This is a genomic window from Sphingomonas sp. M1A8_2b (assembly GCF_053345535.1).
This window is the reverse complement of record NZ_JBKFAH010000004.1, coordinates 59,196-71,212: the sequence shown is the minus strand read 5'-3', so window position 1 is coordinate 71,212 and position 12,017 is coordinate 59,196. Positions and strand designations below refer to the sequence as shown.

At 66.5% G+C, this 12,017-nt stretch carries 11 protein-coding genes; 3 read left to right on the top strand and 8 right to left on the bottom strand.

The genetic code is table 11. From position 1 onward, the window contains the following. Positions 1 to 286 precede the first annotated feature (286 nt). The 8 genes from ACLBWL_RS15450 to ACLBWL_RS15415 all read right to left on the bottom strand — a co-directional run bounded on the left by ACLBWL_RS15450 (position 287) and on the right by ACLBWL_RS15415 (position 6,818). A complete protein-coding gene (locus ACLBWL_RS15450; protein WP_332754289.1) occupies positions 287 to 640 on the bottom strand; it encodes a HesB/IscA family protein in 354 nt (117 codons plus the stop codon). Positions 641 to 752: 112 nt separating this feature from the next. Continuing rightward, complete coding sequence (locus ACLBWL_RS15445; RefSeq protein ID WP_254687883.1) at positions 753 to 1,214, bottom strand: SUF system Fe-S cluster assembly protein; 462 nt, start codon at positions 1,212 to 1,214, stop codon at positions 753 to 755. Beyond that, positions 1,211 to 2,458, bottom strand: coding sequence for a cysteine desulfurase (locus ACLBWL_RS15440; protein ID WP_447794541.1), 1,248 nt, complete (start codon positions 2,456 to 2,458; stop codon positions 1,211 to 1,213). Before ACLBWL_RS15440 ends, ACLBWL_RS15445 begins: the two co-directional genes overlap by 4 nt. Beyond that, positions 2,455 to 3,582, bottom strand: a complete 1,128-nt coding sequence (locus ACLBWL_RS15435; RefSeq protein ID WP_447794539.1) for a SufD family Fe-S cluster assembly protein — start codon at positions 3,580 to 3,582, stop codon at positions 2,455 to 2,457. The genes ACLBWL_RS15440 and ACLBWL_RS15435 overlap by 4 nt, the downstream gene beginning before the upstream one ends. A 199-nt stretch (positions 3,583 to 3,781) precedes the next feature. Then, the gene (gene sufC / locus ACLBWL_RS15430) at positions 3,782 to 4,525 is read right to left on the bottom strand and encodes a Fe-S cluster assembly ATPase SufC (protein WP_447795028.1); all 744 of its coding nucleotides are present in this window, start codon (positions 4,523 to 4,525) and stop codon (positions 3,782 to 3,784) included. 7 nt (positions 4,526 to 4,532) lie between these two features. Beyond that, the gene (locus tag ACLBWL_RS15425) at positions 4,533 to 4,778 is read right to left on the bottom strand and encodes a hypothetical protein (protein ID WP_447794537.1); all 246 of its coding nucleotides are present in this window, start codon (positions 4,776 to 4,778) and stop codon (positions 4,533 to 4,535) included. Then, positions 4,775 to 6,265, bottom strand: coding sequence for a Fe-S cluster assembly protein SufB (gene sufB, locus ACLBWL_RS15420; protein ID WP_447795026.1), 1,491 nt, complete (start codon positions 6,263 to 6,265; stop codon positions 4,775 to 4,777). Before sufB ends, ACLBWL_RS15425 begins: the two co-directional genes overlap by 4 nt. Positions 6,266 to 6,389: 124 nt before the next feature. Next, positions 6,390 to 6,818 carry an SUF system Fe-S cluster assembly regulator gene (locus ACLBWL_RS15415; RefSeq protein ID WP_423327416.1) on the bottom strand — a complete coding sequence of 143 codons (429 nt, stop codon included), beginning with the start codon at positions 6,816 to 6,818 and terminating at the stop codon, positions 6,390 to 6,392. 158 nt (positions 6,819 to 6,976) lie between these two features. Between ACLBWL_RS15415 and ACLBWL_RS15410 the strand changes: the two genes are divergently transcribed. From ACLBWL_RS15410 to ACLBWL_RS15400, 3 genes are all read left to right on the top strand, one after another. Beyond that, positions 6,977 to 8,005, top strand: a complete 1,029-nt coding sequence (locus tag ACLBWL_RS15410; RefSeq protein ID WP_447794535.1) for a quinone-dependent dihydroorotate dehydrogenase — start codon at positions 6,977 to 6,979, stop codon at positions 8,003 to 8,005. A 182-nt stretch (positions 8,006 to 8,187) separates the two neighbouring features. Beyond that, a complete protein-coding gene (gene ggt, locus ACLBWL_RS15405; protein ID WP_447794533.1) occupies positions 8,188 to 9,927 on the top strand; it encodes a gamma-glutamyltransferase in 1,740 nt (579 codons plus the stop codon). Positions 9,928 to 10,100: 173 nt separating this feature from the next. After that, complete coding sequence (locus ACLBWL_RS15400) at positions 10,101 to 11,888, top strand: AMP-dependent synthetase/ligase (protein WP_447794531.1); 1,788 nt, start codon at positions 10,101 to 10,103, stop codon at positions 11,886 to 11,888. Positions 11,889 to 12,017: the final 129 nt, after the last annotated feature.

Sequence of the window (12,017 nt, the reverse complement as noted above, 5' to 3'; positions counted from 1 at the left end):
GCGGGGAGTGGCACAGGTCGTGACCGGGGGGCAAGGCCAGCGGCCAACCACTACCCGAGCGATAATATCCTCCCCGGCGGAGGCCGGGGTCCAGTTGGCAAGGTCATCGTGACGATGCGCAGCGCTATGTCAGCAGCGTCTCCCAACTGGGCCCCGGCCTCCGCCGGGGTGGTAGAAGAGGAGCCGAAATCGAACGGCAGTCCGCTCATCCGTGTTCTCCCGCGAAGGCGGGAGCACAGTCTGCGTCCCCGCCTTCGCGGGGACACAAACTAGCTAACGCTGGAACTCAGACGGTGAAGCTCTCGCCGCACCCGCAAGCGCCCTTGGCATTAGGATTCTGAAACACGAACCCTGCGGTAAAATCGTCCTCCACCCAGTCCATCGTCGACCCGATCAGATACAGGATCGACCCGCCATCGACGAACAAGGTCCCCCCCGGCGTATCGATCCGCTCGTCGAACGGCTTCGCCTCGGTGACGTAGTCGACCGAATAGGCCAGCCCCGAACACCCGCGCTTGGGCGTCGACAGCTTCACCCCGATCGCGTCCGCCGGTGCGCGCGCCATCAGGTCGGCGATCCGCGCGTGTGCCGTCGCCGTGAGGTTCAGCGCCGCCGGTCGTGCTCGCAATGTCGTCGCCATCACCAATTCCTTCTGCTCCCCTCCCGCCTGCGGGAGGGGTCGGGGGAGGGCTTGAACAGCAGCGTTCCGCTCTCCCCTCCCCTAACCCCTCCCGCAAGCGGGAGGGGAATGACTACAGCATGCCCAGCTCTAGTTTCGCCTCGTCCGACATCTTCTGCGGATCCCAGGGTGGATCCCAGACCAGGTTCACTTCCGCAAACCCGACCCCCGGCACCGAGCCGACCCGCATCTCGACCTCCGCCGGCATCGACTCCGCAACCGGACAATTCGGCGTCGTCAGCGTCATCGCCACCACCGCATGCCCGTCCTCGGTCACCTCGACACCGTAGATCAGCCCCAGGTCATAGATGTTCACCGGGATCTCGGGATCGTAGATCTCCTTCAGTGCATCGATGATCGCATCATACACCGCGCCGCCGGGCTCGACGGGCGAGTCCACCTGCGGCTTCTGCGCCAGGAACCCGGCGAGATAATCCCGCTTCCGCTCGGCGGCGGAGTCCGTCTCCATCACGACGCGCGCCTTGGGCGGCGAGGCGACGGCCTCCACTTCCTCGATCTCGAACCGATCGCTCATCCAAAAATCCTCGTTACTCGCTCAATACCGCGCACCAGCGCTGCGACGTCCGCCGGCCCGTTATACACGCCGAAGCTCGCGCGTGCCGTCGCCTCGACACCTAGCGCCTCCATCAACGGCTGCGCACAGTGATGGCCGGCACGGATCGCGACGCGCTCCTCGTCCAATATGGTGCCGATGTCGTGCGGATGAACCCCCAGAATCGTGAAGCTCACGATCCCCGCCGAGTCTGCCGGGCCGTAGAGGCGCACCGAATTGATCCCCGACAGGGCGTCGCGCGTCGCCGTCACCAGCGCGGTTTCGTGCGTGTGGATCGCGTCGAGCCCGATGCTCTCGACATAGTCGATCGCGGCATGCAGCCCAAGCGCGCCAACGATATGCGGCGTCCCGGCCTCGAACCGCCCCGGTGGCGGCGCGTAGGTGGTCTTGGCGAACGACACCTTGTCGATCATCGACCCGCCCCCCTGGTACGGCGGCATCGCGTCGAGCAGTTCCGGCCTGGCCCACAGCACGCCGATCCCCGTCGGGCCGTACAGCTTGTGCCCGGACAGCACGTAGAAGTCACAGCCGATCGCCTTCACATCGACCGCGATCCGCGGCACCGACTGGCAGCCGTCGAGCAGGATCTTCGCACCGACCGCATGCGCGATTTCCGTGGCGCGCTTCGCGTCGAGCACCGAGCCGAGCACGTTCGAGACATGCCCGAGCGCGACCAGCTTGTGCGCAGGTGTGATCATCCGCTCCATCGCGTCGAGATCGATGCGGTGGTCGGGGGTCAGCGGGATGACGTCGATCGCGACGCCGAGGCGCTCGGCGATCATCTGCCAAGGCACGATGTTCGAATGATGCTCGAGCAAAGACAGCAGGATGCGGTCGCCGGCCTTCAGCTGCTCGCCGGCCCAGCATTGCGCGACGAGGTTGATGCCTTCGGTGGCGCCGCGGACGAACACGACCTCGTCTGGCGAGCCCGCGCCGATGAACCGCGCGACGGCCTTCCGTGCGGCCTCATAGGCGACCGTCATGTCCGCCGACCGCTGGTACACGCCGCGGTGCACCGTCGCGTAGGTCTCGCCATACGCACGCGTGATCGCATCGACCACGACCTGCGGCTTCTGCGCGGTCGCGGCGGTATCGAGATACGCCCAGCCCTCTGGGATCGCCGGGAAATCCGACAGCCGGTCGAGAGGCTCCCCTCCCGCTTGCGGGAGGGGTCGGGGGAGGGCCTGGTCGAGAACGATACTCATGATGAAGCCCCTCCCCCAACCCCTCCCGCAGGCGGGATGGGAGCAGAAAGCGCCCGCTCCAGCCACGCATCGGCGTCCGCCACGAAAGCCTCGCGCACCGTCTCGTCCGCGATCTGCACGAACGCATCCCCGACGAACGCGCGCGTGAGCAGCGCCTGCGCCTTGGCATGCGGGATGCCGCGGCTCTGCATGTAGAACAGCGCGCGCTGGTCGAGTTCGCCGACCGTCGCGCCGTGTGCGCACTTCACGTCGTCCGCGAAGATCTCCAGCTCGGGCTTCAGGTTCACCGTCGCGGTGCGCTGCAACAGCAACCCGCGCAACGACTGCACCCCGTCGGTCTTCTGCGCATCGCGCGCCACCTCGACCCGGGCCGCGAGGCTGGCCGTCGACTTGTCCGCCGCGACCGCACGCCAGATCTGCTTGCTCTGCCCGTTCAGTGCCGCATGCCGCACCGACACCGCGCACTCCTGCCGCTGATCGTTCCGCGTCAGCAACGCGCCGCCATATTCGGCAAACGCGTCGTCGCCTGACACGATGATCGACCCATCGATCCGCGTCCCGGCATCGCCCGCGCCCAACACAGTGACGATCAGGCTCGCCTCGGCACCAATCTCGACCTCGTCGCGCAATGACACGAAGCCACCGGCCTGAAGCAACCGCACCGCGCGCGTCAGCTTGGCACCCTTGCCAAGCGCCATCCGCGTCGACCGGTTCGACCAGCCTGCCCCGACATAGGTCTCGACCACCGACGCGCTCGCTCCAGCGACGAGAACGATCTCCGCGGGAAGCTGATTGTCGCCGCCCGTAGCGATGTGGACGATCTGAATTAGTTCGGCCGTCGCATCCGCGTCGACGCGTAAGGACCAGCCCAAGCCGGTCGTCCGACGCCCGAGCGCATGCGATCCGCCGTCGATCGGAACGATCGCGACGTGCCGCAAATCGCTGCGACCTTCGTCGAGAACGCCATCGACGAACACCGCTCGCGCACCCGGCAAGTCGAGAAACCACTCGCCGGCATCCAGCACGACGCCCCGCGGCAGTTCAGCCGCCGCCGCAATCGCCGCCGGATCACCCCAGCGCCAGGATTCCTCACGCGTGGAAGGAAGTTCGAGAACCGCGGTCATCGCACGTGCTCACTCGAAAAGAAGAAAGGTGGTTCGCGCAGAGGCGCAGAGGCGCAGAGAAGAGGAGCAGAACCGCCCGTCAGGGCATTGATCTCTCGGTCATTGGTGAGTGGCGGGAGCGCAGTCTTTGCGACGACATCTCCGCGCCTCTGCGCCTCTGCGCGAACAAACTTCTTCCGGCCTGCGGCGCGAAGGAACGTCATGCGGCGATCCCCACATAGCCTTCGCTCTCGAGCTGCTTGGCGAGTTCCTTGCCGCCCGAACGAACGATCCGCCCCTCAGCCAGCACATGCACGAAGTCCGGCTCCACGTAATCGAGCAGCCGCTGGTAGTGCGTGATCAGCAGCACCGCCTTGTCGGGCGCGCGCATGATGCGGTTGATGCCGTCGCCGACGACGCGCAGCGCATCGATGTCGAGCCCGGAATCGGTCTCGTCGAGGATCGCGAACTTCGGGTTGACGATGCCCATCTGGACCATCTCGTTGCGCTTCTTCTCGCCGCCCGAAAAGCCGACGTTCACCGGCCGCTTGAGCATGTCGTAATCCATGCCAAGCAGATCCGCCTGCCCGCGCGCGAGCTTCAGGAACTCGCCCCCCGACAGCGGCTTCTCGTCCCGCGTCGCACGCTGGGCGTTGAGTGCCTCGCGAAGGAACTGGACGTTCGACACGCCGGGGATCTCGACCGGATACTGGAAGCCGAGGAATACGCCCGCCGCGGCGCGCTCGTGCGCCTCCAGCTCGAGCAGGTCGACACCGTCGAACGTCACCGAGCCCGCCGTGACCTCATAACCGGGCCGCCCGCCGAGCACATAGCCCAGCGTCGACTTGCCCGCCCCGTTCGGCCCCATGATCGCGTGCACCTCGCCCGCGTTCACCGAGAGCGACAGGCCCTTGAGGATTTCCTTGCCGTCGATCTCGGCATGAATGTTTTCAATTTTCAGCATCATCTTCTCAGATTTCAAGATTCATAAGAATGGCTACGCTGGCGACCCAGCCGATCGTGCCGCCAACGAGTGCATGGACGGCCCACGCGCCGTTGCGGTTTACCATGAACGAGATTGCGCCAACTGCGAGGGTCAACAGAACAGCCAAGGGAGCAGCAAACCAGAAATCCCGATCAAACATGCTGGCTAACACTGCCCCAATGACGGGCAGTGCAGAAACAAGCAGCCGAGACTGGGATTTGGCAGCGATCACCCCACGGACCCCTCAAGGCTGATTCCCAGCAGCTTCTGCGCTTCCACCGCGAACTCCATCGGCAACTGCTGCAGCACCTCCCGCGCGAACCCATTCACGATCAGCGCCACAGCCGCCTCCTGGTCCAGCCCGCGCGACATCCCGTAGAACAACTGGTCCTCGGAAATCTTCGATGTCGTCGCCTCGTGCTCGATCTGCGCGGACGGGTTGCGGACCTCGATATACGGCACGGTATGCGCGCCGCACTGGTCGCCGAGCAGCAGGCTGTCGCACTGCGTGAAGTTCCGCACGCCCTCCGCGGTCGGCGCGACGCGCACCAGTCCGCGATAGGTGTTGTCCGAACGCCCGGCCGAAATCCCCTTCGACACGATCGTCGAGCGCGTGTTCTTGCCGAGGTGGATCATCTTCGTGCCGGTATCGGCCTGCTGGCGATTGTTCGTCACCGCGACCGAATAGAACTCGCCGACCGAGCCATCACCGAGCAGCACGCACGACGGGTATTTCCACGTGATCGCGCTGCCGGTCTCGACCTGGGTCCAGCTGACCTTCGAGTTCTTGCCCTGGCACAACGCACGCTTGGTAACGAAATTATAGATCCCGCCGACGCCGTTCTCGTCGCCCGGATACCAGTTCTGCACCGTCGAATATTTGATCTCGGCATCGTCGAGCACGACCAGTTCGACCACCGCGGCATGCAACTGGTTCTCGTCGCGCATCGGCGCGGTGCAGCCCTCGAGATACGAGACGTACGAACCCTTGTCCGCCACGATCAGCGTGCGCTCGAACTGCCCGGTATTCTCGGCGTTGATGCGGAAGTACGTCGACAGCTCCATCGGGCAGCGGACGCCTTCGGGGATGTAGACGAACGTGCCGTCGGAGAAGACCGCCGAGTTCAGCGTCGCGAAATAGTTATCGCGCTGCGGCACGACCTTGCCGAGCCACTTCCGGACGAGATCGGGATATTCCTTGATCGCCTCGGAGATCGAGCGGAAGATCACGCCCGCAGCCTCGAGCTCCTTGCGGAACGTGGTCGCGACCGAGACGCTGTCGAACACCGCATCGACGGCAACGCGACGCTTGGGCGTGCCGTCCTCGTTCAGCGGATCCTCGACCACGCCGGCCAGCATCTTCTGCTCGCCGATCGGAATGCCGAGCTTCTCGTAGACGCGCAGGATCTCCGGATCGACCTCGTCGAGCGACCCGAGCTTCGGCTTCGCCTTGGGCTCCGCGTAATAATACGCGTCCTGGTAATCGATCGGCGGCACGTTGAGCTTCGACCAGTCGGGCGCCTCCATCGTCTGCCACAAGGCGAACGCCTTCAGCCGCCAGTCGAGCATCCACTGCGGCTCGCCCTTTTTGGCGGAAATGAAGCGCACCGTGTCTTCCGACAGACCTTTCGGCGCGAATTCCTGTTCGATGTCCGAGGAGAAACCCCACTCGTACGTCTTGTTCGCGGCGGCGTATGCCTCTGCGTTCCGGGTAGCCATCATTCCATCTCCGCCGCGGCGCGGCTCTCTAAAAACTCGGCGATCTCTGCGTCTCTGCGCGAACAAGTACTTTTGCGCGCAGAGACGCAGAGAGCGCGGAGGAAGGGGTAAGGCGCTGCGCGCGTCATGCGGGCACCTGCAAAACGGGGGCTTGCGAAAGGCTGGCGAGCGACACGCCGGCGAGCGCACCACGGACCGCGCCGTTGACGGCGTTCCAGTGCGGTTTCACCTTGCACGTCTGCTCGACGCAACAATCCTGCGATGCGCCATCGACGCACGAGGTCAGCGCGATCGGACCTTCGACCGCCTCGATGATGTCGGCGAGCGAGATCATCGCCGGTGGGCGCGAGAGGCGGAAGCCGCCGCCGGTGCCGCGCGTGCTCTCGATCAGACCGGCAGCAGACAGCCGGCTCACCAGCTTCTGCACGGTCGGCAGCGGCACCCCGGTTTCCTCGGCGAGCAGCGTCGCGTTCAGCCGCGCGATACCGCCGCAATGACGCGCCGCGGCGCTCATCATCACGACCGCATAGTCGGCTAGGCTGGAAAGACGCATGGTGGCTTGTGAGTCCAATCGGACCGATATGATCCGATTGGTCAAATGGGCTTTGTGCAGTGCATCGTCAACCCGGCGAGGGGTGCTAACGACTCGCAACTAGAGTGCGGTTTTGCGAGGCATTTTGACCTGCGCGCAAACCGATGCGAAGAGCGCGCATGGCCTTCTACCACCCGATCCTCTTCCGTCTCGACGCTGAGCGCGCGCATACCCTCACCATCGCCGCGCTCGGCGCATGGGGGAAGGCCGGCGCACCGCTAGCCCCGAACGTGCCACGGCTCGCGACGACCGTGGCGGGAATCGCGTTTCCCAATCCGGTCGGTCTCGCGGCGGGTGTCGACAAGGACGGCCGCGCGATCGACGGGTTCTTGGGGTTGGGCTTCGGCAGCGTCGAGATCGGCACGCTCACGCCGGTGCCGCAACCCGGCAACCCGAAGCCGCGCATCTTCCGCCTTCCCGAAGACCGCGCGATCATCAACCGGTTGGGCTTCAACAATGGCGGACTCGACGCGGCGCTGGATCGCGTCAGGAGCGGGGCTGGCGGTGAAGGCGTGCTCGGCATCAACGTCGGCGCGAACAAGGACGCGACCGATCGCACCGCCGACTATGTCCACGGCGTGACCCGTGCCGCGCGCCACGCCAATTACGTCACGATCAACATCAGCTCCCCCAACACGCCGGGGCTGCGCGATCTCCAGCATGGCGCGGCGTTGCGCGACCTGCTCGCCGCCTGCACCGCCGCCAAGGGCGACACGCCGATCTTCCTCAAGGTCGCCCCCGACCTCGAACCCGCCGATATCGACGACATCGCCCGCGCGGCGATCGACAACCGGATCGACGCGCTGATCGTCAACAACACCACGATCTCGCGGCCGGATTTGCGCTCGGGCAATGCCAGGGAAACCGGCGGCTTGTCGGGTGCTCCGTTGGTCCGGCTCGCCCGCCAACGCCTTGCCGATTTCCGCAAGGCGACCGGCGCGGCGATGCCGCTGATCTCGGTCGGCGGGATCGACAGCGGGGCGGAGGCCTATGCCCGCCTCCGCGCCGGGGCGAGTCTCGTCCAGCTGTATACTGCGCTGGTGTACGAGGGCCCCGGCCTCCCCGCCCGCATCCTGCGCGAGTTGGACGCGCTGCTCACGCGCGACGGGTTCGCGCGCGTCGCCGACGTGGTGGGGGTCGACGTCTAACCATCCTCCCCCGCCAGGGGGAGGTGGCTGGCGCTTGCCAGTCGGAGGGGGCGGCAAGAGCAACCCCTGCGCCGTGTCCTCCCCCTCCGTCGCCTTCGGCGCCCCCCCCCCTGGCGGGGCAGGATCGCGAGGTCGGACGGCGAGACTTGCCTCACAGTCGAACCGCGCTACGCTCGTCAGCAATGAAGACCTCTCTCCTCGCGCTCGCCCTCCTCGTCCCCATCGCCACCGTTGAGGCGCGCCAACCCGCTCCCGGCCCCAAAGACCAGGGCATGGTCAGCGCCGCCGACCCCCGCGCCGCTGCCGCGGGCGTCGAGATTCTGCGCGCCGGCGGCAGCGCCACCGACGCGGCGATCGCGACGATGCTGGCGCTCAACGTCGTCGAGCCGCAGAGTTCGGGGATCGGCGGCGGCAGCTTCTGGATCTCCCACGCCGCAGGCGGCGCGCTCAGCACGATCGACGCGCGCGAGACCGCGCCCGCCGCCGCCGATGCGCGCTGGTTCTACGCCCCCGACGGCACGCCGCTGAGCCATAGCGACGCGGTCCCCGGCGGGCGCAGCGTCGGCATTCCCGGCGCACTCCGCGGCATGGCGCTCGCGCACCGCGCCTCGGGCAAGCTGCCCTGGGCGCAACTGTTCGCCCCCGCGATCCGGATCGCGACCAACGGGTTCCAGGTCACCCCGCGCCTCGTCAACGGCATGGCGGCGTATGGCGGCCACGTGACGCCCGAGACGCGCGCGCTGTTCTCGAAGGCAGACGGAACGCCGGTCGCGGTCGGCGACACGGTCAAGAACCCGCAGCAGGCCGCCCTCCTCCAACGGATCGCCACCCGCGGCCCCGACAGCTTCTATGTCGGCCCCGAGGCACAGAAGATCGTCACCGCCGTCAACACCGCCGCACGCAACCCGTCGAAGATGACGCTCGGCGACCTCGCCAGCTACGACGCCAAGAACCGTCCACCGGTCTGCGTCAAATACCGCATCTACCGCGTCTGCGGGATGGGACCGCCCTCGTCCGGCGGCATCACCGTGCTGATGATCCTGAAGCAGCTCGAACGCTTCGACATGGCCAAGCTCGGCAAGGACAGCGCGCAGGCGTGGCACCTGTTCGCCGAATCCTCGCGCCTCGCCTACGCCGACCGCGACCTGTACGTCGGCGATCCCGATTTCGTCCGCGTGCCGGTCAAGGGCATGCTCGACCCGACCTATCTGGCCAAGCGCTCGGCGTTGATCTCGCCGACCACGACGATGGCGAACGTCACGGCCGGCTCGCCCCCAGGCGCCCCTGCCCGCGTCCGCGCGCCGGTCAGCGAAGTCCCCGGCACAACCGACATCGCGGCGGTCGATGCGCGCGGCAACGTCGTCGAGGTGACCACCACCGTTGAGGGCTATTTCGGCTCCGGCATCACCGTCGACGGCACCGTGCTCAACAACCAGCTCACCGATTTCGACATCGTGCCCGAGAAGAACGGCGCGCTGGTCGCCAATCGGGTCGAGGGCGGCAAGCGGCCGCGCAGCTCGATGTCGCCGATGATCGTCTACGGTCCCGACGGGAAAGTCCGCCTCGCGGTCGGGGCGGCGGGTGGCTCGACGATCATCGCGCAGGTGGCCAAGGCGATCGTCGGCGTGGTCGACTGGAAATTGTCCGCGCAGGACTCGATCGCGCTGGGGTTGCTGTATGCGCCGGGGCATGTCGCGGCGGCGGAAAAGGGCACCGAACGCGAGACGATGGTCCCGGCGTTGCAGGCGCTCGGCGAGACGGTCGAGGTCGCCGCGCTTGGGCTGAAGGCGAACGCGATCGAGCGCGTCGGCGGCAAATGGGTCGGCGCCGCGGACCCGCGCAGCGAGGGCGTGGCGATCAGTCAGGACGGCACCGTCACGCAAATCCAGCGCGTCGGCGTCCTCCAGCGCGCGCCGGAGTAACGCCAAAACCTAACATCTCCCCGGACACCGCCACCTCCCCGGCCTCCGCCGGGGAGGTGCTTTGCCCGTGGTAGCGGATGGGGTTGAGCCCCCGCCGGTTATGACGCACTAACCGTCCAACGCTCAGAATCGCGTCGTACAAGGCGCAACGGCACAGCGCCCAGGGAGAGACAATGGCCCGCCAGCTCGAACGATTCCCGAACCTCGTCACGATGTTCTTCACGCGCGCGGCGGAGAAGGGCGATGCGCCGTTCCTGTGGACCAAGACCAGCGGCGCCTGGGTGGCGACCAGCTGGGCGGACGCCGCGAAACAGGTCGCAAGCCTCGCCACCGCGCTCACCGCGATCGGTCTGAAGCGCGGCGACCGGGTCATGCTGGTCAGCGAAAATCGCCCCGAATGGTGCCTGAGCGACCTCGCGATCATGGCGGCGGGGTGCATCACCGTGCCGACCTATGTCACCAATACCGAGCGCGATCATCTCCACATCATCGAGAATGCCGGGGCGTGCGCGATCATCGTGTCGACCGCCAAGCTGGCCAAGACGCTGCTCCCCGCGGTCGTGCGCTCGAACCAGGCGCAGACGGTGATCGGGCTCGAGGATATGAAGGTCCCTGCCGGAATCGACTTCCACACCTGGCACGCGCTGATCGCCGCGCACCCGACCGCGCCAGATGCCGCCGCCGCCCGCGCGAATTTCGCGCGCGAGGACCTCGCCTGCATCATCTACACGAGCGGCACCGGCGGCGCACCGCGCGGCGTGATGCAGCACCACGGCGCGATCCTCCACAACTGCGCGGGGTGTGCCTCGGTCATATCAGAGGATTTCGGCTGGGACGACGAGGTCTTCCTGTCGTTCCTGCCGCTCAGCCACGCCTATGAACATACCGGTGGGCAGCATTTCCCGATCTCGCTCGGCGGCCAGATCTATTACGCGGAGGGTATCGAGAAGCTCGCCGCCAATATCGAGGAGACGCGCCCGACGATCATGTTCGTCGTGCCCCGCCTGTTCGAGGTGCTGCGCACGCGGATCTCGAAGACGATCGAGAAACAGGGTGGCGCGTCCGCCTACCTGCTGCGCCAGGCGCTCGACATTGGCGGCAAGCGCTATGCCGGTCGCCTGCGCCTGATCGACCGGCCGATGCAGGCCGCCGTCGCCACCCTCTTCAAGCCGAAGATCTCGAAGAAGTTCGGCGGCCGGCTGAAGGCGATGATCTCGGGCGGCGCGCCGCTCAACCCCGAGGTCGGGCTGTTCTTCGAAGCGCTCGGGTTGACGTTCCTGCAAGGGTACGGCCAGACCGAGGCCGCGCCGGTGATCTCGTGCAACCGCCCCAAGGCGGGCGTGCGGATGGATTCGGTCGGGCCAGCACTGAAGGACACCGAGGTGCGGATCGCCGACGATGGCGAGATCCTGGTCCGCGGCGAACTCGTCATGCACGGCTATTGGCGCAACGATGCCGAGACCGCAAAGGTGCTGAAGGACGGCTGGCTCCACACCGGCGACGTCGGCGAGATCGACGAGCGCGGGCGGATTCGCATCACCGACCGCAAGAAGGACCTGATCATCAACGACAAGGGCGAGAACGTCGCCCCGCAAAAGGTCGAGGGCATGCTGACGCTCCAGCCCGAGATCGTCCAGGCGATGATCGTCGGCGACCGTCGCCCCTATATGGTCGCGCTGATCGTCCCCGACCCGGAATGGACGCAGGAATGGTGCGCGGGCAACGGCGACGCGTGCAGCTTCGCGCGGCTGGCGGAGAACAGCGAGTTCCGCACCGCGATCGGTCATGCGATCGAGCGCGTGAACAAGGAGCTGACGGTCACCGAACGCATCCGGCGCTTCGTGTTGGCAGATGGCCCGTTCACGATCGAGAACGAGCAGCTGACGCCGAGTCTGAAGATCCGCCGGCATGTGTTGAAGCAGGTGTACGGGGCGCGACTGGATGCTTTGTATTCGGGGTGAGGTTTGGAGCCGGTGAGTTTCAGGCCTGTCCTGACAACTCGCTATTCCACCCCGGCGAAGGCCGGGGCCCAATTGGGAGGTCGCAGTAACGAAGCGCGTACTTTCGTTACGATTGTTCCCCAATTGGGC